This window comes from Duganella rhizosphaerae (assembly GCF_040364205.1).
Lineage (GTDB): Bacteria > Pseudomonadota > Gammaproteobacteria > Burkholderiales > Burkholderiaceae_D > Rugamonas > Rugamonas rhizosphaerae.
Genome location: NZ_BPWK01000011.1, coordinates 1 through 22,152 on the forward strand (window position 1 = coordinate 1; position 22,152 = coordinate 22,152).

A 22,152-nucleotide genomic window follows, 5' to 3' on the forward strand; every position below is an offset into this window, starting at 1 on the left:
CGCCAAGGCTGCCGCCGATGCCGCCGCCAAGGCTGCCGCCGATGCTGCCGCCAAGGCTGCAGCGGACGCCGCCGCCAAGGCCGCCGCCGATGCCGCCGCCAAGGCCGCCGCCGATGCCGCCGCCAAGGCCGCCGCCGATGCCGCCGCTGCCGCAGCCGCCAACCAGACTTCCACTCCGGTGGCGCAGGCGTTGAACTCCACGGTCAACATCATCAATACCGTCACCCAGGCCCAGGGCGGCGTCGTCAAGGCGCCGACCGCAACCACGCCGCCGGACGTCACCACCGCTTCCACCGCGACTGGCAGCAGCGGTGGCACGACCAAGCCTGACGATAAAGTACCCGATGAAAAGGACAAGTCCTCCGGCAAGGTCGATGTGCTCGCCAGCAAAAACGAGCCGACCAAGAAAATGTATTGCAACTGATGCCGCGCTGGAGAGCACGGGGCCGTCGGCGCGACGGCTCCCTTTTGTGAGCTGAAAACCAACACTCGGCAGCAGCCCTATCAATTTCAATCTTTCAAATAGGCATTGTATATAGGGGCTATGCTAGCATCAGAAGAGCGTGGCAGTTCCACGCGCCCCATACTACGAGCGAACCCATGAGATATAGCTTCACGTGCCTATTAGCAGGTTCCCTTCTTGCCGCCGCCGTCACGTCGGCATGGGCGGCCCAGCCGGCGGACGAGAATGCCGTCATCCGTTTCGAGATTTCCCGATTCGAGGTCAAGGGCAACACCCTGTTGCCGCAGGCGCAGGTCGATGCGCTGCTGGCCAAGTTCACCGGCAAGGAGCGCGATTTCGGCGACGTCCAACGGGCGCTGGAAGCGCTGGAAGCGGTCTACCACGAGCGCGGCTACAACGTGGTGACGATCGAGTTGCCGGAGCAGGAGCTCAACCGCGGCGTGGTGCTGCTGCGGGTGGTGGAAACGCGCATCGGCCGCATCAGCGTGAAGAACAATCGCTACATCGACGAAAACAATATCCGCCGCAGCCTGCCCGCCTTGCAGGAGGGCCGCACGCCTGACCTGAAGGCGGTCTCGGCCAACCTGAAGCAGGGCAACGAGAGTCCCGCCAAGGAAGTCACCCTCAAGCTGCAGAGCGGCGAAAAAGACGACGAGGTCGACGCCGTGCTGGACGTCAAGGACCAGTCCATCTGGAAGGCCATGGTCAACGCCGACAACACCGGCACCCGGCAGACCGGCAAGACCCATGTCGGCTTCATTTTGCAAAACGCCAACCTGTTCAACCGCGATCATCTGGCCTCCCTGCAGTACACCACGTCGGCCGAGGAACCGGGCCGCGTCAAGGTGTATGGCGCCGGCTACCATATTCCGCTGTACGCGCTGGGCGACTCGCTGGACTTTTTCGCCAGCTATTCCAACGTCGATTCCGGCACCGTGTCGGCCGGCGCGGTCAACCTGGCCGTCAGCGGCAAGGGCGCGGTGTACGGCGCGCGCTACAACCAGAGCCTGGCCAAGCGCGGCGAGCTGGAGTCCAAGCTCAGTTACGGCGTCGACTACAAGGCCTTCAAGAACAATGTGCAGGTGCTGGACCAGGCGCAGGGCGGACAGCTGGGCAACGACGTGACGGTCCATCCGCTGAGCATCAGCTACCAGGCCACGCTGCCGATCAAGCAGGGCGAAGTGAGCGGCCAGCTGACGCTGCTGCGCAATATCGCCGGCGGCGCCAAGGGCGACCAGGCCGCCTTCACGCTGGCCCGCGCCGGCGCCAAGGCCGACTACACCATGCTGCGCGTGGCCGGCAGCCTGACCCGCGCGCTGGCCAACGATTGGCAGCTGCGCGCCATCCTCAACGGCCAGTACAGCAGCGATGCGCTGATCCCCGGCGAGCAATTCGGCGCTGGCGGTGCGACCTCGGTGCGCGGCTTCGTCGAGCGCGAGATTTCCAACGACTCCGGCCTGGGCGTCAATCTGGAGGCCTACACGCCCAACCTGTGCACCCACGCCGGCTGGAATTGCCGCCTGCTGGCCTTCTACGACACCGCTTATGCCAAGCGCAACCACGCACTGCCCGAGGAGCTGACCAGCACCACCATCGCCAGCACCGGCGTCGGCGCGCGTTTCGTGCTGTCCACCTACGTCAACCTGCAACTCGATTTCGGCCACGTGGTCCGCGCCGGCGCCACCGGCCGCGACAACGCCAGCCGCCTGCACCTGCGTCTGGGCCTGGCGTACTGACCGCGTGCGGTTCACCCTGAAATGTACTGGAAATGAAAATGCCACAGCCAAATAACTCCATCGTCGTCCGGGCCTTGTTCAAGGGCTTGCTGTTGCTGGCGCTGTGCGGCGTGGCCAGCGCGGGCTGGGCCGCGCAAGTGGCCGGCACCATCATCCAGCTGAGCGGACCGCTGCTGGCCAAGAAGGCCGGCGGCGTAGTGCGCATCCTGTCGATGCGCTCCGAAGTCGAAAGCGGCGACACGCTGGTGACCGAGAAGAACACCTACGCCATGGTGAAATTCATCGACAACAGCGAGATCACGCTCAAGCCGGGCACCACCTTCAAGGTCGAGGACTTCAGCTACGACGCCGGCAAGCCCGACGCCGACAGCGCCTCGTTCAACCTGGTCAAGGGCGGCCTGCGTTCGGTGACCGGCCTGCTGGGCAAGCGCAACAAGGAAAAGTTCGCCATGAAGACGCCGAGCGCCACCATCGGTATCCGCGGCACCACCTTCATCGCCGACATCGTCGAGCCGAGCGAGGAGGCGGTGGCCTCGCGCCTGGCCTACAACCTGGCCAGCACCGCCGCGCTGGACGAGCTGGCCGCGCCGGTGCGGCCGCTGATGCTGGCGCAGTTGACGCTGCCGTCGCCGACCGCTGCGCGCGCACCGGGCCTGTACGTGCAGGTGCTCGACGGCCTGATCCATGTGACCAACCCGTCCGGCACGGCCAACTTCGCTGCCGGCCAGTTCGGCTACACGCCAAGCTTCAGGACGCCGCCGATTATCCTGCCGGCCAATCCGGGCATCCCGTTCACGCCGCCGCCGGCGTTCAGCCAGAGCACCGGGCCGTCGGCCAGCACCGGCCCGAGCAAGTCGAACACCGTCGACTGCGAAGTGCGCTGAACCCTGGCGTGCTTGTAGAAAAGACTTGACCTTCCCATCGTGGGATACTTGATGCTGTTGTCATCGAGTCTTCCATTGGGTTGGTCATGTCCACTTCCGCTATTCCCGTCACACTGTCGATCAAAATCGAAGGCATGACCTGCGCTTCCTGCGTGGGCCGCGTCGAGCGCGTGCTGGCGGCCGTGCCTGGCGTGGACAAGGTCAGCGTCAACCTGGCGACCGAATCGGCGCGGGTGGAATCGGCGCTGCCGCTCGATGTGGCGGCGCTGGTGCAGGCGGTCGACAAGGCCGGCTACCAGGCCACGCCCGAGCTGCCGCTGTCCGCCGCGTCTGTCGATCATGCCGCTGCGCCTGCCCACCATGCGCTGGCGGGGCCGGGCGGCGGCCGCGCGGTGCTGCTGGCGGCCGTGCTGTCGCTGCCGCTGCTGTTGCCGATGCTGCTGGAATTGGCCGGCGTGCACTGGATGCTGGACGGCCGCGTGCAATGGCTGCTGGCGACGCCGGTGCAGTTCTGGCTTGGCGCCCGCTTCTATCGCGCCGGCTGGCTGGCGCTGCGCGCCCGCAGCGGCAATATGGACCTGCTGGTGGCGCTGGGCACCAGCGCGGCGTATGGCCTGAGTGTCTATCAGCTGCTGGCGTCGGGATCCGCCATGCCGCATCTGTATTTCGAAGCGTCGGCCGTGGTGATCACCTTGATCTTGCTGGGAAAATGGCTGGAGGCGCGCGCCAAGCGCCAGACCACGTCCGCCATCCGCGCCTTGCAGGTGCTGCGGCCGGAGTCCGCGCGGGTGCGGCGCGGCGAGCGGGATGTCGAAGTGCCGATCGCCGATGTGCAGCCGGGCGAACTGGTGGTGGTGCTGCCCGGCGAGCGGGTGGCGGCGGACGGTGAAGTGGTGGAGGGCGCCAGCCATGTCGACGAGGCGCTCATCACCGGCGAGAGCCTGCCCGTGGCGCGCCACGCCGGCGACCGTGTGACCGGTGGCGCCATCAACGGCGAAGGCCTGCTGCTGGTGCGGGTGACGGCGGTGGGCGCCGAAAGCACGCTGGCGCGCATCATCCGCCTGGTGGAGGATGCGCAGGCGGCCAAGGCGCCGGTGCAGCATCTGGTGGACCGCGTCAGCGCGGTGTTCGTGCCGGTGGTGATGGTGCTGGCGGTGGCGACCTTCGCCGGCTGGTGGCTGGCGACCGGCGATGCCGAGCGGGCCATCATCAATGCGGTGGCGGTGATGGTGATCGCCTGTCCGTGCGCGCTGGGGCTGGCGACGCCGGCCGCGATCATGGCCGGCACCGGCGTGGCGGCGCGTTACGGAATACTGATCAAGGATGCGGAGGCGCTGGAGCTGGCGCACCGCATCACCACCGTGGCGTTCGACAAGACCGGCACGCTCACCGAGGGCAAGCCGTCGCTGGTCGCGCTGGAGCCGGCCGGCATCGACGAAGGGCGGTTGCTGCAACTGGCCGCCGCGATCCAGCGCGGCAGCGAACACGCGCTGGCGCGCGCCGTCACCGAGGCCGCCGCCGCGCGCTCCGCCACGGCCGACGGCGCCGCGCCAAGCGCCACCGGCGTCACCGCCTTGCCCGGCCGCGGCGTAGCGGCCATCGTCGACGGCGCGCGCCTGGTCCTGGGCAGCACGCGGCTGATGCAGGAGGAGGGCGTGGCGCTGGATGCGCTGAGCGCCCGCGCCGAGGAACTGGAGCGGCAAGGCCTGACGATATCCTGGCTGGCAGCATCGAACGCGCCGCAGCCCGCGCAGCTATTGGGCCTGCTGGCCTTCGGCGACCGCATCAAGCCGCAAGCCCGCGCCGCGCTGCAGGCGCTGCATGCGATGCACATCCAGACCATCCTGCTCACCGGCGACAACCAGGGCAGCGCCGACGCCGTCGGCAAAGAACTGGGCATAGGCCGCATCGTCGCCAACATGCTGCCCGCCGACAAAGCGGCCACCGTCGCCAGCTTGAAGACGGGCGACGCCTGCATCGCCATGGTCGGCGACGGCATCAACGACGCGCCGGCGCTGGCCGCCGCCGATGTCGGCATCGCCATGTCCAGCGGCACCGACGTCGCCATGCACGCTGCCGGCATCACCTTGATGCGTGGCGATCCGGCGCTGGTGGCTGCCGCCATTTCGATCTCGCGCCGCAGCTACAGCAAAATACGCCAGAACCTGTTCTGGGCCTTCATCTACAACCTGGTCGGCATACCGCTGGCCGCCTTCGGCCTGCTCAACCCCATGGTTGCCGGCGCCGCGATGGCGCTCAGCTCCGTCAGCGTGATCAGCAACGCCTTGCTGCTGCGCCGCTGGACGCCGGACCACCTGAAAGGACAAGCATGAACATCGGACAAGCGGCGGCCGCCAGCGGCGTCTCGGCCAAGATGATCCGCTATTACGAAAGCATCGCCCTGATCCCGCCGGGCAAGCGCAGCGAGGCCGGCTACCGCATCTACGGCGACAACGACCTGCACGCGCTGCGCTTCGTCAAGCGCGGACGCTCGCTGGGTTTTTCGCTGGACCAGATCCGCGACCTGCTGTCGCTGTGGCAGAACAAGGAGCGCGCCAGCGCCGACGTCAAGACCATCGCCATGGGCCACGTGGCGGAGCTGAACCAGCGCATCGCCGAGCTGACCGAAATGCGCGACACACTGCAAACGCTGGCCGGCTGCTGCCACGGCGACCATCGCCCCGACTGCCCGATACTCCAAACCCTTGCCGGGTAAAGTATAATCGCCCGGTTTTGGTGCCCGCGCGTCTGTCCAGACGCGCAGTTAAACGGGAAACATGAAGCTGGCCACGCCAGCCAACATGTGCTGCCCCCGCAACGGTAAACAAGCGTCGTCGTTGACGACAAATCCGCCTCTTCAAACCACTGTGCAGTCGCATGGGAAGGTCAGGCGGTGTCGCTTGCCAGCCCGGATACCGGCCAGGACAGGTGGAAATGCCCAGGCATTTCTGTTCAAGCCGCTCACGGGGAAGTGAGCGGCTTGCATCTGTTTCGATCTACATCTATGCATCGATTTTGCGCGCCACGGCCTTGCCGACTGGCGGCCGTGCCTTGCGCACGCGCCGTTCGCGTACGCCTGCGCCCCGATTCTCCCTCTCTGCCTACAGGACCCGCCCATGTTTAACCTGCCCGCCGACGCCGCCGTGCACTCCATCGAGACACTGCTGTACTCCATTTCCACCATCCTGTACCTGCCCGTGCTGCTGGGGATCGCAGCGCTGGTGCTGCATATGCTGGTGTGCTTCGGCACCTTCGGCGCCGAATGGCTGGAGCGCCGCCGCGGCGTGCGCGTGCTGGTCGCCACCGCCAAACAGGAGATGGCCGCCGTGCTGACCGCGCAGGAAGGCGAGCCGGGACTGGACGCCCGCCTCGAACGACTGGTGCAGCGCGCCGACGTCAACGGCGTGCGCCGCCTGGACGGCGTGCGCTTCGTGGTGCGCGTCGGCCCGGCGCTGGGGCTGATGGGCACCCTGATCCCGATGGGCATTTCGCTGGCCGGCCTGGCGCAGGGCAACCTGCCGAAGATGGCCGAGTCGATGACCACCGCCTTCACCGCCACCGTGGTCGGCCTGGCGTGCAGCGTCAGCGCCTATGTACTGAGCCTGGTGCGCGAGCACTGGCTGCGCAGCGACCTGACCGAGATCGCCTACGCCGCCGAATCCCACCTGGCGGCGCAAGACCACAAGCCGCACCTGGTGCGCGCGGGAGCCTGAGATGCGCTATATGAACCGCCACCGCTACAGCCGCATCGGCGAGCATAACGAAGACCCGCTGGCCGGCGTCGCCAACCTGTTCGACGCCAGCATCGTCTTCATCGTCGCCATGATGCTGGCGCTGTTCTCGGCCTGGAACATGATGGACCTGCTGGATCCGAACTCCGAAGTCACCATCGCCAAGAAAAGCGCCGATGGCCATGTCGAGGTGCTGACCAAGAAAGGCGCCGAAATCAAGGTGAGCAAAGTCAGCGACAAGCCGCTGTCGGGCTCAGGCAAACGCCTGGGCACCGCGTATCAACTGCCGGATGGGAAGGTCGTCTATGTACCTGAATAAAAAATTGTGGGCGCTGCTGCTGTTGCTGGTGTCCCTGTGCATCGGCGGCTATGTGCACTCGGCGCAGGCGCCGCGCACGCTGGCGCTGATGTTGGGCGATATCGAATCCCGTCCCGCCGTGCTGGCGGTGCGCGGCCTGCAGGCCGAGTTGAAGGAGCTGAACGTCGCCGTGCGCATCATCCCCGCCAACGGCATGACGCCGGCCGACCGCGCAGCCCTGACCGGCGCCGATGTGGCGATCGTCAACACCAAGGGCCGCCAGGCCATGGTGGCCCTGGGCGCCGAACTGCAGGCCTTGCAGAAGGCGCGCCGTCCGGTGTTCGCGGTCGGTGGCGCCATCGACGACAGCCTGCGCGAGCAGGGCGTGCGCGACGATAAAACCATACAGTCCTACCATAGCGAAGGCGGCGTGGAGAACATGGGCAATCTGCTGCGCTACATCCTGCGCAACCACTTCGGTTCCAGGTTGACGGTCGCGCCGGTGCATGCGATGCCGGAAGTGGGCCTGTACGACGTGGCGGCCAACCGCACGTCCAGCAGCTACGAGCAGTACCTGCAAGGCTACGCCAACTACAAGGCCGGCGCGCCTTGGATCGCCGTGCCGTTCTACCGCGCCAGCCTGGTGGCGGGACAAACGCTGCCGCTGGCGGCCATCGTCGCGCGGCTGGAAGCGAGCGGCTATAACGTGCTGCCGGTGTTCGGCTATCCCTACGACGTGCCGCTGCGCTTCCTGCTGGACGAAAACGGCAAGAGCCGCGTCGAGCTGATCGTCGCGCTGGGCATGAAGGTGGGCGGCACCGCCAACACCGGCGCGCTGCTCGACAAGATCGGCGTCCCGGCGATCAACGCCATCACCTTGAGCCAGCAGTCGCTGGCGCAGTGGCAGGAATCGAAGATCGGTCTCGATATCATCGAACGCACCTGGCAGCTGGCCGGCGCCGAAGTGGCGGGCCTGATCCAACCGACCGTGGTCGCCAGCCGCGAACGCATCAGCGATGCGCAGACCGGCCTGGCCTACGTGGAGGAGACGCCCATCCCCGAGCGCATCGAGCGCCTCAACCAGCGCGTCGCCAGCTGGCTGGCCTTGCGCCAGAAGGCCAACGGCGACAAGCGCATCGCCATGCTGTACTTTAACTATCCGCATGGTTCCGAGACCATCGGCGCGGCCTACCTGAACGTGCTGCCGGAGAGCCTGTGGCAGATCGTCCAGCGCCTGAAGCAGGAGGGCTACCAGACCGGCGCCGCGCTGCCGCCGTCGCAGGAAGAGCTGCAAGGCGAGATCCAGCAGTGGGGCAACTACCCCGGCAAGTCCAAGGGCGACTACATGGCGGGCCTGAAGCACCTGGCCGAAAGCGGCCAGGCCTTGCTGGTGCCGCTGGCCGACTACCAGAAGTGGTTCGCCACGCTGGCACAGCCGCTGCGCGCATCGATAGAGAAATCCTGGGGCAAGCCGGAGAACGCGCCTGTCCTGTGGCGCAACGCCAAGGGCGAGCCGTTCTTCGTCTATCCGGCGCGCCGCTTCGGCAATGTGCTGATGGCGCCGCAGCCCGGCCGCGCGTGGGAGCAGAACCTGGAGAAGCTGCACAATGAAGTCAGCATGCCGCCGTCGCACGAATACATCGCGTTCTACCTGTGGCTGCAAAAAGGCTTCCAGGCCAACGCCGTCATGCACATCGGCACCCACGGCACGCAGGAATGGCTGACCGGTAAAGAGGCCGGCCTGTCGGAAAGCGATCCGACCGAGGCGCTGATCGGCGCCATGCCCAACATCTACCCCTACGTGATGGACGACGTGGGCGAGGGCATACAGGCCAAGCGCCGCGGCATGGCCGTCATCATCGACCACATGACGCCACCGTTCGACGTCGCCGGCCTGAATCCCGACCTGCGCGAGCTGGGCGCGCTGCTCAACGACTACCGCGTGGCCGAGCAAAAAAGCCCGCTGCTGGCGCGTAGCCACCTGACGGCGATCAACCGCCTGGCGGCCAAGAGCGGCGTGTTGAAGGACATGAAGAAGACCGAGCTCAAAACCGAAGCCGACATGGAAGGCCTGGAGGAGTACCTGGACGACACCGGCAGCAAGCTCACGCCGTTCGGCCTGCACACCTTCGGCGTGGCGCCGAAGCCTGAGCTGCGCAACGCCACCGCGCGCGCCGTGGTCAGCCTCGACACCACGTCGACGGCGGAGCAGAAAACCAAACGCATCGCCCAGCTGGAAAACGATATCGAGCGCAGCGCCGGGCTGGAACTGGAGCGCTTGATGCAGGCGCTGTCCGGCCGCTACATCCCGACCGGCGCCAGCGCCGACCTGGTACGCAATCCGGATGCGCTGCCGACTGGCCGCAACTTCTTCGGCCTCGATCCATCGCGCATCCCGAGCAAGACCACCTACGAAGCCGGCTACAAACTGGCGCAGCAGCTGGCGGAGGATTATCGCAAGCGCCACGGCGCCTGGCCGGACAAGTTGAGCATGAACCTGTGGGGCGTCGAAACCTCGCGCCACGAAGGCATCATGGAAGCGCAGGCGATGGCGCTGATGGGCGTGCGTCCGACGTGGGACGAACGTGGCCGCGTGACCGGCGTGGAAGCGCTGACGCGCAAGCAGCTGGGACGTCCGCGCGTGGACGTGACGCTGATCTCGTCCGGCCTGTTCCGCGACCTGTTCGGCAACCTGCTGACGCTGATGGACCAGGCCGCGCAACTGGCGCAGAAGCAGGACGACAATGGCCCCGGCGAAGACGGCAACGTGATGCAGGCGCACAGCCGCAAGACCGTGGCCGCCTTGCAGGCCAGCGGCATCAGTGCCGAAGAAGCGCAGCGCATGGCCTCCGTGCGCATCTTCGGCCTGCCGAGTGGCGCCTATGGCACGCAGATCGAGAAGCTGATCCCGCTGACCAACGCCTGGCAGAACGAGAAGGAGGTTGCGGACGTCTTCATCAACCGCATGAGCCATCCGTTCGGCGCCGGCTACTGGGGCGACGACAAGGCCGATCCCGGCCAGCGCCGCGAATTGTTCAAGCAAGCCATCAGCGGCAGCAAGATCGCGCTGCACAGCCGCTCCAGCAATCTGTTCGCGACGCTGGATAACGACGACTTCTTCCAGTACCTGGGTGGCACCGCGATGGCGATCCGCAGCGTGGACGGCAAGACGCCGGAGGTGATGGTCAGCGACCTGTCCAACCCGCGCAAGCCGGGCCACAAGACGCTGGAGCAGTACATGGGCCAGGAGATGCAGGCGCGCTACCTGAACCCGCGCTGGGCCGACAGCATGCTGAAGGAAGGCTATTCCGGCGCGCGCTACATCAACCGCGTGGTCGACTACCTGTGGGCCTGGCAGGTCACCGTGCCGGAAGTGGTGGACGGCGGCAAATGGCAGCGCATGTACGACACCTATGTGGAAGACCGCCACGGCCTGAAGGTGCGTGAGCGCTTCGCCAGCAGCGGCAACCTGCGCGCCTTCCAGGCCATCACCGACCGCATGTTGAGCACGATCGAACGTGGCTACTGGAAGCCGGGCGATGCGGTGCGCGAGAAACTGACGCAGCAAAACGCGCAGGCGATCAAGGATGCCGGCGTGTCGTGCAGCGCCGATTCGTGCAGCAAGGCGACGATGAAGATCGCGCCGCAGTTCAGCGGCCAGTTCGTGCCCAACGTCGGCACCAACGCGGCGGTCGCGCGCGGTGCGGCGGCCGCCGGCCGTGCCGGCGGATCTGCATCATCGGCGCCGTCCGCGCAGCCTCCGGCACCGTCGGCAACGCAGCAGCAGACCGACGCCGCCATGCAGAACGCGGTGGCGGACTTGCAGGCATTGCAGGCCAAGGCGCAGGAGCTGCCGCCGCCCGCGCCCGCGCACGCGAAGAGCAAACCCGCCGAGCCGGCGCCAAAGGCCAAGGCCGATGCTGCCGACGCCAAGGTCAACGGCTTTGAAATGCAAACGCTGGCAAACCTCACGCCGGTGCAGAAGACCGTCGGCACGCTGGCGCTGCTGGCGCTGGCCGCCGCGCTGATCGGCGCCGGCTACGTCGGCCGTCGCAATAAATTGAGTAAGCTGGAGGAGTACCTATGATCGTTAAATCCATCGTCGCGCTGGCGGCCGGCCTGCCACTTGCACTGCCGCTTGCATCGCATGCCGACGAGGAGGCCACCGGCGCCGCGCCCACCGCCATGGCAGCGGTTGAGGTGCGCGGCCACTACGACAACGGCGTCGGCACGTCCAGCGCCGCCAGCCAGGGTTCGATGACGGCGGCGCTGATCGCCAACCGCCCGGCGCTGCGTCCGGGCGAGTTGCTGGAGTTCGTGCCCGGCGTGATCGTCACGCAGCACAGCGGCGACGGCAAGGCCAATCAGTACTTCCTGCGCGGCTTCAACCTCGATCACGGCACCGACTTCGCCACCTTCATCGACGGCATGCCGGTCAATATGCGTACCCACGCGCACGGCCAGGGCTACACCGACCTGAATTTCCTGATGCCGGAACTGGTGGACCGCATCAACTACAAAAAAGGCCCGTACTATGCGGACGAAGGCGACTTCGCCTCCGCTGGCGCGGCGCACCTGGGACTGGCGAACAGGCTGAAGGAAAACACCGCCAGCATCACGGCCGGCGGCCACCAGTACTACCGCGCCAACCTGACCGGTTCAACGCCGTTGGGCGAGGGCAACCTGGTCTACGGCGCGGAACTGGGCCACAACAACGGCCCGTGGGTCAGCCCGGAAGCCTTCCACAAAAGCCTGGGCGTGCTGCGCTACAGCCAGGGCGGCAGCGACAACCAGTTCAGCGTCACCGGCATGTTCTACCGGGGCGGCTGGTATGCCAGCAATCAGATCCCGCTGCGTGCGGTGCAGAGTGGCGAGATCAGTCCCTACGGCGCCATCGACACCAGCGACGGCGGCATCACCTCGCGTTACAGCCTGTCCGCCGCGCTGCGCCGCCGCACCAGCGACACGCTGTTGCAGGCCAATGCCTACGTGGTGCAATCGAGCCTGGATCTGTACAACGACTTCACCTACTTCCTCGACGATCCGGTCAACGGCGACCAGTCGCGCCAGACCGAGAAGCGCCGCATGACGGGCTTCGACGTGGCGCAGACCTGGTTCGGCAAGTGGGGCGGGCTGGAAGTGAACAACAAGGTCGGCGTGCAGGGACGTTACGATTACCTGTCGCCGCTGGCGCTGTACAGCACCGTGAAGCGGCAGATCACCGGCACCATCACGGAGTCGAAGGTCAAGGAAGCGAATGCCTCGGTCTACTTCGAGAACACCGTGCAGTGGCGCGAGTGGCTGCGCACCACGGCCGGTTTGCGTTATGACCGTTACCGCTTCGATGTGAGCAGCAATATCGCCGAGAATACGGGCAAGGTCGGCGAGGGCATGATGTCGCCGAAGATGTCGGTGGTGCTGGGGCCCTGGGAGAAGACGGAGTTCTTCATCAACTACGGCGAGGGCTTCCACAGCAACGATGCGCGCGGCACCACTGTGCACCTGACGCCGAAGGAACGGGCGCCTGTCGACCCGGTCACGCCGCTGGTCAAGACGCGCGGCGCGGAACTGGGCGTACGCACGGAGATCGTGCCCGGCCTGCAAAGTTCGGTGGCTTTGTGGAAGCTGCGCTCGGCGTCCGAGCTGGTGTTCTCCGGCGACGCTGGCGACACGGCGGCCAGCCGTGGCAGCTATCGCTCGGGCATCGAGTGGAACAACCACTACATCGCCACGCCGTGGCTGTTGTTCGACCTGGACCTGGCCTATTCGCGCGCGCACTACACCGAGCATGACGACGTGGGCGATTACATTCCTGGGGCGATCGGCAAGGTGGCTTCGTTCGGCGCCACCATCACCGATATCGGTCCGTGGTCCGGCGCGTTCCAGATGCGTTACTTCGGTCCGCGTCCGCTGATCGAGGATAACAGCCAGCGTTCTGCGACGACGGCGATTGCGTATGCGCGGGTGGGCTACAAGATCGACCGGCGCTGGGCGGTGTCGCTGGATGCCTTCAACCTGTTCGACCGCAAAGCCAGCGACGTGGACTACTACTATCCTTCGCGCTTGCAGGGCGAGCCGGCCGAAGGCGTCAACGATATCCACTACCATCCGGTGGAGCCGCGCACCTTGCGGCTGACGTTGAAGGCTACGTTCTGACGAACATCCAGATGGTCAGCACGGCGCCGACGATGACGACGAAGCCGCGCATGACTTTTTCCGGCAGGCGGTGAACCAGCCATCCGCCGCACAAGCCACCGGCGATCCCGCCCGCGCACAACGCCAGCGCGGCCGGCCAGCTGATCAAGCTGGAGGTGGCGAAGATCAGCGTGGCGGCGGCGTTCATCGCCATCGCCAGCACGTTCTTGGTGGCGGCGGCGGTGCGCACCTGCTGGCCGGCGATGGTCAGCGCGGCCAGCATCAGGAAGCCGATGCCGCCGCCGAAGTAGCCGCCGTAGACGGCGATGCAGCTTTGCACCAGCACCAGCGTCCAGCGTGGCATGCTGCCGGCCGCGTGCAGCGGTTTCTTGCGGAAGCTGCCCCACGCGAACACGCTGGTGGCGAACAGCACCAGCCACGGCACCAGTCGCGCGAAGAACGACGGCGGCGTATTCAATAACAGGATGGCGCCGAAGATGCCGCCGATGGCGCTGATGATCAGCATCTGCTTGAACGTCAGCGGTCCGACATCGCCCGCCAGCTTGCGGCCGGCGTAGGCGGAGGTGATCTGGCTGGGGAACAGCGCGATGGTGGACGTCATGTTGGCGGCCAGCGGATTCAGGCCGGCCAGCAGCAGCGCGGGGAAGGTGATGAACGAGCCGCCTCCGGCCAGTGCATTCTGCACGCCGGCCATGAGACCGGCGGCGGCGACCATCAGGACGATGTGGATTTCAAGTGGCGGGACTGGCGGCATGAGGTGTCGGAAGTGATGAGCTTAGCGTTCGATTATAACCGTGTACTGAATATCGTTCCGGGCGCTGTCCAGTCGTTGTCAATGCTACTATCTTGGCATGACGACACCCTATCAACTCTATTACTGGGACGGCCTGCAGGGCCGCGGTGAATTCGTGCGGCTGGCGCTGGAGGAAGCGGCGGCGCCGTATGTGGACGTGGCGCGCCAGAAGCAGGGCATGCCGGCGCTGCTGTCCTGCCTCGATGGCGAGCAGGTCGACCATCCGTCGTTCGCGCCGCCGGTGCTGGGCGCGGGCGAGCTGCTGATCGGACAGACGGCCAATATCCTGATGTACCTCGGCGCCCGGCACGGCCTGGCGCCGCGCGCGGAGGCGGGGCGGTTGTGGGCCAACCAGCTGCAACTGACCATCGCCGACATCGTCAACGAGGTGCACGACACCCATCATCCGATCTCGGTCAGCAAATACTACGAAGAGCAGAAGAAGGAAGCCAAGGCGCGCGCCAAATGCTTCCGCGAGGAGCGCATACCGAAGTTCCTCGATTACTTCGAAGGCGTGGTGGCGCGCAATCCGGGGCGGGGCGGTTATGCGGTCGGCTCGCGGCTGACGTATGTGGACTTGTCGTTATTCCAGCTGATCGAGGGCTTGCGCTATGCGTTCCCGAAAACGATGGCGCGGCTGGAGCCGTCATATCCGGCGCTGATCGCCTTGCGCGACAAGGTGGCGCTGCGTCCCAACATCGCCGCCTATGTCAAATCGAAGCGGCGGATAGCGTTCAATGAAGACGGCATCTTCCGACGCTATCCGGAGCTGGACAAATAATCAGGCCGCGCTGATGACGGGGTAGCCCGCATCGGCGATGGCCGATTTCAACGGCGCCAAGGCGCTGGCACTGTCTATCCTGACGGTCTTGCCGGCCAGGTCGATCTCGACTTTTGCGGCCGCATCGACCGCCTGCACCGCCTTGGTCACCGCGCCCACGCAATGGCCGCAGCTCATGTTCTCCACTTGTAGCTGATACATCGTCGTACTCCTCAAACTGTTTCGATGCTCATACTGTAGCCCTTCCCGCAGTGGGAAGGTCAAGGATTCCTTCATCGTACGGAAAAATGACGCCGCCGCCATCGTGACGATCGATAACGCCGGCAACCAGAAGGGCCTGGATGTCGGCCTCGACTTCGTCAGCGGTGCGTCCGACACGTCGTGCTGTTTCGGTCACGGACATGGCGCCGGCACCACATAACACGCTGACGACGTGCAATCGGTTTGGCGTCAAAACTTTGTTCATCAAGTCTTCTGTGACGAAGACGATTTTGGCGGACGGTTGTGGCTCACCAGATTCCAATGTGGCGCGGAAGTCGGCTAAGCATTGTTCTAGTGTTCGAACTTCAAGGGTAACCGTTTTCATCGTTCCACCTCGCGATATCTAAGTAGAAGTCCTGGGTCAGTTGATACGGCGTAGAGAAGGTATATGGTGTCTCTTGAGAATCGAAATGGCGGTGATCGCGCCATGTAAGAGACTGACGCGTTCTCTAAGAAGCAAGGTCGCTTTGTTCTTGTTCATGGTGCCGCCGGAGATTTTGATTGTCAACTGAGCTAGCTTCCTGAAAATGATAGTATTGCCCGGTTTTTAATATTTCAAAGAAGCCTACGCTATGGTCAGGTTGCTGTGTTTGGTTGTTGTGATGACGCTTGCTGGTTGCAGCCGTCCGCAAGCGATGGATGGTTCAGCGCCGATGGCGGCGGGCACAGCGCAGGGGCGCGACAAATTCCTGGCTTATCAGCATGCGGTGACCATCGATACCGGGGAAAACCAGATCAAGCCTTTGCTTGAGAGGTTGACGGGTGCCTGTCAGGCGGATCGGGAAAACGGCTGCACGCTGCTCAAGTCCAGTCTGGGAGGAGGGCGCCGTGAGGATGCCTTCCTGCGCGTGCGCGCCAAGCCTGCGGGGATAAACAAGCTGCTGGCGCTGGCCGCCGCCGGTGGTGAACTGGCACGGCAGGAAACCAGCGTGGAGGACTTGGCGCGACCGGTGTCGGACAGCGCGAAACGTCTCGAGATGCTGCGTGTCTATCAGCAGCGCTTGACCGAGCTGGAGCGCAAGCCAGGCATTGATGCCGATGCGCTGATCAAACTGGCCAGGGAGCAGGCCAGCGTTCAGGCTGAACTGGAGCAAGCCAGCGGCGAGAACGCACATCTGATGGCGCGCATCAATCTCGACCTGCTTGATATCCATATCCAGTCGGGGAGCCGTTTGTCGTTCTGGAGCCCGATCCAGCGCTCGCTGTCCGACTTCAATGGCAATCTGTCCAGTGGTATCGCCAGCACGCTGACGGGCCTGGCATACCTGCTGCCGTGGTCGTTGATACTGGCGTTGATCTGGTGGTTGGCCCGCAAATTGTGGCGTCGTCGCGGGGCGGCGGGGAATAAATAGCTCTACTCAATTTTCTGGGCGCCCACGGTGCCGAGCTGGGGCGCTTGTTTTAGCGCAGAGCGGAGCGGAGGGCTTGCCGATAGAGTCGTCGGATGAACAGCGCTGACCTTATCAAGCTCTTGATCTCTCATGGTTGGCGCCATGTATCGACTCGCGGCAGTCATCATAAGTTTTTGCATCCGGTCTCAGGCAAGACGGTGATTGTTCCGCATCCCAAAAAAGATTTGTCTATCGGTTTAACCAGGGCTATCTTGAAACAGGCGAACTTGAAATGAAGGTCACTATGCTCTATCCGCTCTATGTCTGGAAGGATGAAGGCAGTGCCTATGGCGCTGCTTTTCCCGACCTTCCCGGCGTCTACACAGCAGCCGATGACCTCGACGATCTTCCTGCAATGGCCCGGGAAGCTTTCATGGCAATGTATGTGGATTCAGACACGACAGTACCCCAACCAACGGCAATCGAACATTGGCGGGGCAGCGAAAATTATCAGGGCGGCTTCTGGCTGCAAGTCGAATTGACTCTCCCGTAAGCACTGCATTGCAGGAGTCGCTCAATCCTCGGGCGGATCGTTCAGCTTGGCCAAGTCCAGGCTGACCAGCGCCCAGATGCCGCCGGCATAGTCCGGCTCGCGGGAGAGGAATTCCACTTCGGAGGGCTTGATTTCAAAGGCCTTGCCTTGCTCGACCAACTGGCCGACGTGGCCGTAGATGGCCTTGGTGGCGTTGCTCATGGCCTTGTCCACCGTCTCGCCGGTGGTGACGCAGCCTGGGATGTCCGGCACGGTGACACCATACTTGGTGCTGCCTTTTTTTCGGATCAGGATAGGGATGTCCATGTGTTACCTCGGCTGTGGTCCGAAAGTCCGGCGAAATCAACGACTTGCAGTGTCTAGTGTCATACAGGTTGCTGCCGGTTTCAAGCACTTTCGTGGCTGACGTCGTCTATATTGTGCAATGCATTAAAAACCGACATCGAAGATTGCTTGTCGCTATCACTTTACGCCGGAGCATAAAAAGAAGCCCCGCCGGCATTGCTGCGGGCGGGGCTAACAGGTACGGGCTTATTCTACTACATTTACAAAACGTCGCTGGCGTGGTCGGCCAGGCGCGAGCGTTCACCGCGCGCCAAGGTCACGTGACCGCTGTGCGACCATCCCTTGAAGCGATCCACCACATACGTCAGGCCGCTCGACCCTTCGGTCAGGTAAGGCGTGTCGATCTGCGCGATATTGCCCAGGCAAAGAATCTTGGTGCCCGGACCGGCACGCGTGACCAGCGTCTTGACCTGCTTAGGCGTCAAGTTCTGCGCTTCGTCGATGATCAGGAACTTGTTGACGAAGGTGCGGCCGCGCATGAAGTTGAGCGACTTGATCTTGATGCGCGAGCGGATCAGATCCTGCGTCGCCGCGCGGCCCCATTCGCCACCGTCGGAATCGGACTTGTTGAGCACTTCGAGGTTGTCGTCGAACGCGCCCATCCATGGCGACATCTTCTCTTCCTCGGTGCCCGGCAGGAAACCGATGTCTTCACCGACCGGCACCGTCACGCGGGTGACGATGATCTCGTTGTAGAGCTTGGTTTCCAGCACTTGCGCCAGGCCTGCGGCCAGGGCCAGCAGGGTCTTGCCGGTACCGGCCTGGCCCAGCAGGGTGACGAAGTCGCATTCCGGATTCATCAGCAAGTTCAAGGCGAAGTTCTGCTCGCGGTTGCGGGCGGTGACACCCCACACATTGTTCTTGTTGTGGCTGAAGTCGCGCAGCGTCTGCAGCACGGCGGTCTTGCCGTTGATCTGCTTGACCTGGCCGTAGAACGGCGTTTCGCCATTCTTGGGCTCCAGGAAGATGAACTGGTTGACCAGCAGCGACGGCACGAACGGACCGGTGACGCGATAGAACGTCGCGCTCTGGCCGTTCTTGTTTTCCTGCCAGCTCTCCAGATCCTTGCCGTGCTTGGTCCAGAAATCGTCCGGCAGCTGGACGATGCCCGAGTACAGCAGGTCGGTGTCTTCCAGCACGTGGTCGTTGAAGTAGTCCTCGGCCGGCAGGCCCAGCGCGCGCGCCTTGATGCGCATGTTGATGTCCTTCGACACCAGCACCACAGGACGGCCTTCCTGTTCCGCTTCCAGCGAGCGGACCACGGACAGGATCTGGTTGTCGGCCTTGCCGACCGGCAGGCCGACCGGCAGGTCGGCCGTTTGCAGGCGCGTCTGGAAGTACAGGCGGCCCTTGGCGTCCTTGTTGCCCAGCTTGGACAGCGGGATGCCGTTCTCGATGGCGTCGTCGTCGGTGTTGGAGACCAGCGCATCCAAAGTGCGCGACACCTGGCGGGCGTTGCGCGCCACCTCGGTCATGCCCTTCTTGTGGTTGTCCAGCTCTTCCAGCGTCATCATCGGCAGGTAGACGTCGTGCTCTTCAAAGCGGAACAGCGACGATGGATCGTGCATCAGCACGTTGGTGTCCAGCACGAACAGCTTGGTGGTGCCGGTCTGGTCGGCGTGACGGCTGGTCGACGACTTGATCGCCACTTCATGCGGTTTGTGCTTGGCCGGGTGCGGCGCCTCGGCGGTGATCGGTGTGACCTTGCTGCGCGCGGCAGGGGCGGGCTTGGCCTTGGCGGCCGGTGCCGCGGCTGGCGCGATGCCGGCTGCGGCGTTCTTCAATACGGCAGGGGCGGCCTTCAACACGGCGGCCACGGCTTGCGACTTGGTGGTGGTTTTCGGGGTTGCTGCTTTGGCTTTCGCTACAGGCACTGCTTTGACGGGCGCCGCTTTCTTCGGCGCGGGCGCGACTTCAGCCACCGCTGCGATAGCGGGAACTGGGCGCGGCCCTGTCGCTTTTGGATAATCTTTCGCCAGAAGTAAAGTCGCTGGCTTACTAGGTAATTTTGGCAGTGGCATCAGGATCTCATTTGAAAAAAATCTGGAGGAATCCGCCCATGGCGCAGCATGCTTCCTGGTGTGGGAAACATTGGGACCGTATGGGGTGGATGCTGGGTAAAAACAGGGTTTAAAGACTGCCGACGGGCGCTCATCATGCCCGGAGAAAGTACCGCGTGGTGGCCGGCTGGCCACCATGTAGGGTGGTGGTGTGATTGACAGTGATGACTCAAAATGACTGGATAGGGTTCGGTTGAGCAACTCTGGAAGCTGCAACGCGCATCCTGTAACTAAGCCTGACGCGCTACAAATTCCAGCACTTCATCGACGTGACCCGCTACCTTCACGCCTCTCCATTCTTTCACCAATTGACCAGTAGCGTCAATCACAAACGTACTGCGCTCGATGCCGCGCACCGTCTTGCCGTACATTTGCTTCATCTTCATGACGCCGAACTGCAGGCAGAGCGCTTCGTCGGGGTCGGAAATCAGTTCGAAGGGCAGGCCCAGCTTGGCCTTGAAGCTTTCGTGCGAGCGCAGCGAATCGCGGCTGATGCCGTAGATTTCGGCGCCGGCGGCCTGGAATTGCTCGTACAGGTCGCGGAAAGCCATGTTTTCGGTGGTGCAGCCCGGCGTGTTGTCCTTGGGGTAGAAGAACAGCACGGTATGGCGCGCCGGGCGGCCCGACAGATGGAAGGTCTGGCCGCTGGTCATGGCGGCGGAAAAATCGGTTACAACGGTTGGGCTATCAGCCACAGGCAGTCTCCTGAACGGTAGGCATTAAGAACGGGCAGCACCCTGTACGATCAGCTGTCCCGAACGACCCGGCAGCTCGCCCCAGGTGATCGGGCAAACCGGCAGGGTCTGATGCCGGACCTTCTGATGGTAATCGGCCATCGACGCCAGTTGGTAACCTTGCGCCTTCCATCCGGCCAACAACTGCTCGAATATGGGGGCGAGTTTTTGCCCTTCAAGTTCAGAATGCAAAGTATATACGTGGTCGCGGCTGGCGCCGGCGGTCAGCTTGAGCAGGAAGGCGGCGATGTTGCCGGTGCCGATGACGACGCCGTCGATCTCGCGGCCCAGCAGTTCGTCCAGCGTCGGCAGCGTGGTCGGCAGCTGGATGTGGGACAGCACTTTGTCGCCGTCGGACAGGCGGTGCGGACCGTCGGCCGGATTGGCCAGCGTGCCGTTCTCGTTGAGCACGCAGCGGCCGTCGGAAGCGTAGGCGTAACCGGCGGTGTCGTGTTCGGCGAAGGCGGCGTTGTTCATCTGCCAGCCGGCCGCGCCGTGGGTGCGCGGCGCGCTGCCGAACACCTGCGTAAAGCGGGCGGCGGCCTTGCGCATCATGCTGGTGGACCAGGCGCCGTCGCGCTTGGCGACGTTGTCCTGCCACAGCACGTGGTCCCAGGTATGGATGCCGCATTCGAAGCCGGCGTCGCGCACGGAGCGCATCTCGCCGGCGCATTCCTTGCCGATGTCCGGACCCGGCAGCAGGGTGCCGTACATCAGCGTCTTGATGCCGTAATGCTCGACCACGGACGTGCGCGAGACTTTGCTGAAGAAGCCCGGACGCAGCGCGCGGCGCAGCGCCCAGCCGGTGTGGTCCGGTCCCAGCGAAAACAGGAAAGTAGCCTGGGCCTGGTGCGCCTTCAGCATGGTCACCAGGTGCATGGTGCCTTCACGGGTGCCGCGGTAGGTGTCGACATCAATCTTCAACACCATCAGCGGCGCTTGCGGTTGCAAAGTCTCGGTCAAATCTTAGTCCATCAGTTTTTGTGCTTCGGCCACCTGGCCACGGTAGGCGTCGAAGATTTTCTTCAGCGCGTCAGCCATGGAGGTGGTCGGTTTCCAGTTCAGCTCTTCGCAGGTGTTGGTGATCTTCGGCACGCGGTTCTGCACGTCCTGGTAGCCGGTGCCGTAGTAGGCGCCCGACGTGGTCTCGACGATCTTGACCTTGGCTGCGCCTTCGGCGTACTCCGGGTACTGCGGCGCCAGCGCCAGCATCATGGCGGCCAGTTCGCGGATCGAGTAGTTGTTGACCGGGTTGCCGATGTTGTAGATCTTGCCCGACGCAGCGCCGTCCTTGTTGTCGATGATCTTCATCAGCGCGTCGATGCCGTCGTCGATGTCGGTGAACGCGCGTTTCTGCGCGCCGCCGTCGACCAGCGAGATGTTCTCGCCGCGGACGATGTGGCCGAAGAACTGCGTCACCACGCGCGACGAGCCTTCTTTCGGCGTGTGGATCGAATCGAGGCCGGCGCCGATCCAGTTGAACGGACGGAACAGCGTGAAGTTCAGGCCTTCCATGCCGTAGCCCCAGATCACGCGGTCCATCAGCTGCTTGGCGTTGGAGTAGATCCAGCGCGGTTTGTTGATCGGGCCGCAGACCAGTTCCGAGTTCTCAGGATCGAACTCGTCGTCGTGGCACATGCCATACACTTCCGAGGTCGACGGGAACACCAGGTGCTTGCCGTACTTGGCGGCCGAGCGGACGATGGGCAGGTTGGCCTCGAAGTCCAGTTCGAACACGCGCAGCGGCGCTTTCACATAGGTCGACGGCGTCGCGATGGCGACCAGCGGCAGGATCACGTCGCATTTCTTGACGTGGTACTCGACCCATTCCTTGTTGATGGTGATGTCGCCTTCGAAGAAGTGCATGCGCGACTTGTAGGCCTCGTTCTCCAGCACGTCGGTGATACGGTCGGTGCTCATGTCCATGCCGTAGACATGCCAGTCGGTCGTTTCCAGGATGCGCTTCGACAGGTGATGGCCGATGAAGCCGTTGACGCCGAGGATGAGGACTTTTTTCATGTGATAG

General features: G+C 64.1%; 20 protein-coding genes, 1 pseudogene and 1 riboswitch. Of the genes and pseudogenes, 13 read left to right on the top strand and 8 right to left on the bottom strand.

Annotated elements, in window-relative coordinates:
- The 9 genes and pseudogenes from RUGAMON1_RS21655 to RUGAMON1_RS21695 form a co-directional block, all read left to right on the top strand.
- Window positions 1-424, top strand: a pseudogene (locus tag RUGAMON1_RS21655) (hypothetical protein); the annotation flags it as partial.
- 176 nt (window positions 425-600) lie between these two features.
- Window positions 601-2,199: a ShlB/FhaC/HecB family hemolysin secretion/activation protein gene (locus tag RUGAMON1_RS21660; protein ID WP_445232482.1), complete on the top strand. Its 1,599-nt coding sequence runs from the start codon at window positions 601-603 to the stop codon at window positions 2,197-2,199.
- Between the two features lie 38 nt (window positions 2,200-2,237).
- On the top strand, window positions 2,238-3,083 hold the full coding sequence (locus RUGAMON1_RS21665; RefSeq protein WP_445232483.1) for a FecR family protein: 846 nt from the start codon (window positions 2,238-2,240) through the stop codon (window positions 3,081-3,083).
- A gap of 86 nt (window positions 3,084-3,169) precedes the next feature.
- Entirely contained in the window at window positions 3,170-5,416 is a 2,247-nt protein-coding gene (locus RUGAMON1_RS21670) for a heavy metal translocating P-type ATPase (protein ID WP_445232484.1), read from the top strand.
- Complete coding sequence (gene cueR / locus RUGAMON1_RS21675; RefSeq protein WP_445232485.1) at window positions 5,413-5,799, top strand: Cu(I)-responsive transcriptional regulator; 387 nt, start codon at window positions 5,413-5,415, stop codon at window positions 5,797-5,799. The genes RUGAMON1_RS21670 and cueR overlap by 4 nt, the downstream gene beginning before the upstream one ends.
- 1 nt (window position 5,800) lies before the next feature.
- Window positions 5,801-6,021: riboswitch (cobalamin riboswitch) on the top strand.
- Between the two features lie 178 nt (window positions 6,022-6,199).
- Entirely contained in the window at window positions 6,200-6,796 is a 597-nt protein-coding gene (locus RUGAMON1_RS21680; RefSeq protein ID WP_217941810.1) for a MotA/TolQ/ExbB proton channel family protein, read from the top strand.
- 1 nt (window position 6,797) lies between these two features.
- Window positions 6,798-7,133 (top strand): DUF2149 domain-containing protein, encoded by a 336-nt coding sequence (locus RUGAMON1_RS21685; protein WP_116990142.1) that lies wholly within the window; start codon window positions 6,798-6,800, stop codon window positions 7,131-7,133.
- Window positions 7,120-11,199, top strand: a complete 4,080-nt coding sequence (locus tag RUGAMON1_RS21690; protein WP_445232486.1) for a cobaltochelatase subunit CobN — start codon at window positions 7,120-7,122, stop codon at window positions 11,197-11,199. Before RUGAMON1_RS21685 ends, RUGAMON1_RS21690 begins: the two co-directional genes overlap by 14 nt.
- A complete protein-coding gene (locus tag RUGAMON1_RS21695) occupies window positions 11,196-13,268 on the top strand; it encodes a TonB-dependent receptor (RefSeq protein ID WP_445232487.1) in 2,073 nt (690 codons plus the stop codon). The genes RUGAMON1_RS21690 and RUGAMON1_RS21695 overlap by 4 nt, the downstream gene beginning before the upstream one ends.
- Here RUGAMON1_RS21695 and RUGAMON1_RS21700 read toward each other — a convergent pair.
- Complete coding sequence (locus tag RUGAMON1_RS21700; RefSeq protein ID WP_332853755.1) at window positions 13,258-14,022, bottom strand: sulfite exporter TauE/SafE family protein; 765 nt, start codon at window positions 14,020-14,022, stop codon at window positions 13,258-13,260. The genes RUGAMON1_RS21695 and RUGAMON1_RS21700 overlap by 11 nt on opposite strands.
- Window positions 14,023-14,119: 97 nt before the next feature.
- Between RUGAMON1_RS21700 and RUGAMON1_RS21705 the strand changes: the two genes are divergently transcribed.
- Window positions 14,120-14,842: a glutathione S-transferase gene (locus tag RUGAMON1_RS21705; RefSeq protein ID WP_445232488.1), complete on the top strand. Its 723-nt coding sequence runs from the start codon at window positions 14,120-14,122 to the stop codon at window positions 14,840-14,842.
- Here RUGAMON1_RS21705 and RUGAMON1_RS21710 read toward each other — a convergent pair whose 3' ends face one another.
- Together RUGAMON1_RS21710 and RUGAMON1_RS21715 are read right to left on the bottom strand one after the other, a co-directional pair.
- On the bottom strand, window positions 14,843-15,043 hold the full coding sequence (locus RUGAMON1_RS21710) for a heavy-metal-associated domain-containing protein (protein WP_445232489.1): 201 nt from the start codon (window positions 15,041-15,043) through the stop codon (window positions 14,843-14,845).
- A gap of 28 nt (window positions 15,044-15,071) precedes the next feature.
- The gene (locus RUGAMON1_RS21715) at window positions 15,072-15,428 is read right to left on the bottom strand and encodes an HVO_A0114 family putative DNA-binding protein (protein ID WP_445232490.1); all 357 of its coding nucleotides are present in this window, start codon (window positions 15,426-15,428) and stop codon (window positions 15,072-15,074) included.
- Between the two features lie 247 nt (window positions 15,429-15,675).
- Between RUGAMON1_RS21715 and RUGAMON1_RS21720 the strand changes: the two genes are divergently transcribed.
- The 3 genes from RUGAMON1_RS21720 to RUGAMON1_RS21730 all read left to right on the top strand — a co-directional run bounded on the left by RUGAMON1_RS21720 (window position 15,676) and on the right by RUGAMON1_RS21730 (window position 16,987).
- Complete coding sequence (locus RUGAMON1_RS21720) at window positions 15,676-16,455, top strand: DUF4349 domain-containing protein (protein WP_445232491.1); 780 nt, start codon at window positions 15,676-15,678, stop codon at window positions 16,453-16,455.
- A 92-nt stretch (window positions 16,456-16,547) separates the two neighbouring features.
- The gene (locus tag RUGAMON1_RS21725) at window positions 16,548-16,730 is read left to right on the top strand and encodes a type II toxin-antitoxin system HicA family toxin (RefSeq protein ID WP_445232492.1); all 183 of its coding nucleotides are present in this window, start codon (window positions 16,548-16,550) and stop codon (window positions 16,728-16,730) included.
- A complete protein-coding gene (locus RUGAMON1_RS21730) occupies window positions 16,727-16,987 on the top strand; it encodes a type II toxin-antitoxin system HicB family antitoxin (RefSeq protein WP_445232493.1) in 261 nt (86 codons plus the stop codon). Before RUGAMON1_RS21725 ends, RUGAMON1_RS21730 begins: the two co-directional genes overlap by 4 nt.
- A 21-nt stretch (window positions 16,988-17,008) precedes the next feature.
- On the opposite strand, the gene RUGAMON1_RS21735 is transcribed toward RUGAMON1_RS21730, so the two are convergent.
- From RUGAMON1_RS21735 to RUGAMON1_RS21755, 5 genes are all read right to left on the bottom strand, one after another.
- Window positions 17,009-17,293, bottom strand: a complete 285-nt coding sequence (locus RUGAMON1_RS21735) for a type II toxin-antitoxin system HicB family antitoxin (protein ID WP_445232494.1) — start codon at window positions 17,291-17,293, stop codon at window positions 17,009-17,011.
- A gap of 239 nt (window positions 17,294-17,532) precedes the next feature.
- Entirely contained in the window at window positions 17,533-19,353 is a 1,821-nt protein-coding gene (locus RUGAMON1_RS21740) for a PhoH family protein (protein WP_445232495.1), read from the bottom strand.
- A gap of 269 nt (window positions 19,354-19,622) precedes the next feature.
- Window positions 19,623-20,087, bottom strand: coding sequence for a peroxiredoxin (locus RUGAMON1_RS21745; protein WP_445232496.1), 465 nt, complete (start codon window positions 20,085-20,087; stop codon window positions 19,623-19,625).
- A 24-nt stretch (window positions 20,088-20,111) separates the two neighbouring features.
- Entirely contained in the window at window positions 20,112-21,056 is a 945-nt protein-coding gene (locus RUGAMON1_RS21750; protein WP_445232655.1) for a polysaccharide deacetylase family protein, read from the bottom strand.
- Between the two features lie 36 nt (window positions 21,057-21,092).
- Window positions 21,093-22,145: a bifunctional UDP-4-keto-pentose/UDP-xylose synthase gene (locus tag RUGAMON1_RS21755; protein WP_445232497.1), complete on the bottom strand. Its 1,053-nt coding sequence runs from the start codon at window positions 22,143-22,145 to the stop codon at window positions 21,093-21,095.
- Window positions 22,146-22,152: the final 7 nt, after the last annotated feature.

Coding starts and splice junctions, on each gene's coding strand:
- RUGAMON1_RS21660 (WP_445232482.1), top strand. CDS start 601: ATGAGATATAGCTTCACGTGCCTATTAGCAGGTTCCCTTCTTGCCGCC.
- RUGAMON1_RS21665 (WP_445232483.1), top strand. CDS start 2,238: ATGCCACAGCCAAATAACTCCATCGTCGTCCGGGCCTTGTTCAAGGGC.
- RUGAMON1_RS21670 (WP_445232484.1), top strand. CDS start 3,170: ATGTCCACTTCCGCTATTCCCGTCACACTGTCGATCAAAATCGAAGGC.
- cueR (WP_445232485.1), top strand. CDS start 5,413: ATGAACATCGGACAAGCGGCGGCCGCCAGCGGCGTCTCGGCCAAGATG.
- RUGAMON1_RS21680 (WP_217941810.1), top strand. CDS start 6,200: ATGTTTAACCTGCCCGCCGACGCCGCCGTGCACTCCATCGAGACACTG.
- RUGAMON1_RS21685 (WP_116990142.1), top strand. CDS start 6,798: ATGCGCTATATGAACCGCCACCGCTACAGCCGCATCGGCGAGCATAAC.
- RUGAMON1_RS21690 (WP_445232486.1), top strand. CDS start 7,120: ATGTACCTGAATAAAAAATTGTGGGCGCTGCTGCTGTTGCTGGTGTCC.
- RUGAMON1_RS21695 (WP_445232487.1), top strand. CDS start 11,196: ATGATCGTTAAATCCATCGTCGCGCTGGCGGCCGGCCTGCCACTTGCA.
- RUGAMON1_RS21700 (WP_332853755.1), bottom strand. CDS start 14,022: ATGCCGCCAGTCCCGCCACTTGAAATCCACATCGTCCTGATGGTCGCC.
- RUGAMON1_RS21705 (WP_445232488.1), top strand. CDS start 14,120: ATGACGACACCCTATCAACTCTATTACTGGGACGGCCTGCAGGGCCGC.
- RUGAMON1_RS21710 (WP_445232489.1), bottom strand. CDS start 15,043: ATGTATCAGCTACAAGTGGAGAACATGAGCTGCGGCCATTGCGTGGGC.
- RUGAMON1_RS21715 (WP_445232490.1), bottom strand. CDS start 15,428: ATGAAAACGGTTACCCTTGAAGTTCGAACACTAGAACAATGCTTAGCC.
- RUGAMON1_RS21720 (WP_445232491.1), top strand. CDS start 15,676: ATGGTCAGGTTGCTGTGTTTGGTTGTTGTGATGACGCTTGCTGGTTGC.
- RUGAMON1_RS21725 (WP_445232492.1), top strand. CDS start 16,548: ATGAACAGCGCTGACCTTATCAAGCTCTTGATCTCTCATGGTTGGCGC.
- RUGAMON1_RS21730 (WP_445232493.1), top strand. CDS start 16,727: ATGAAGGTCACTATGCTCTATCCGCTCTATGTCTGGAAGGATGAAGGC.
- RUGAMON1_RS21735 (WP_445232494.1), bottom strand. CDS start 17,293: ATGGACATCCCTATCCTGATCCGAAAAAAAGGCAGCACCAAGTATGGT.
- RUGAMON1_RS21740 (WP_445232495.1), bottom strand. CDS start 19,353: ATGCCACTGCCAAAATTACCTAGTAAGCCAGCGACTTTACTTCTGGCG.
- RUGAMON1_RS21750 (WP_445232655.1), bottom strand. CDS start 21,056: ATGGTGTTGAAGATTGATGTCGACACCTACCGCGGCACCCGTGAAGGC.
- RUGAMON1_RS21755 (WP_445232497.1), bottom strand. CDS start 22,145: ATGAAAAAAGTCCTCATCCTCGGCGTCAACGGCTTCATCGGCCATCAC.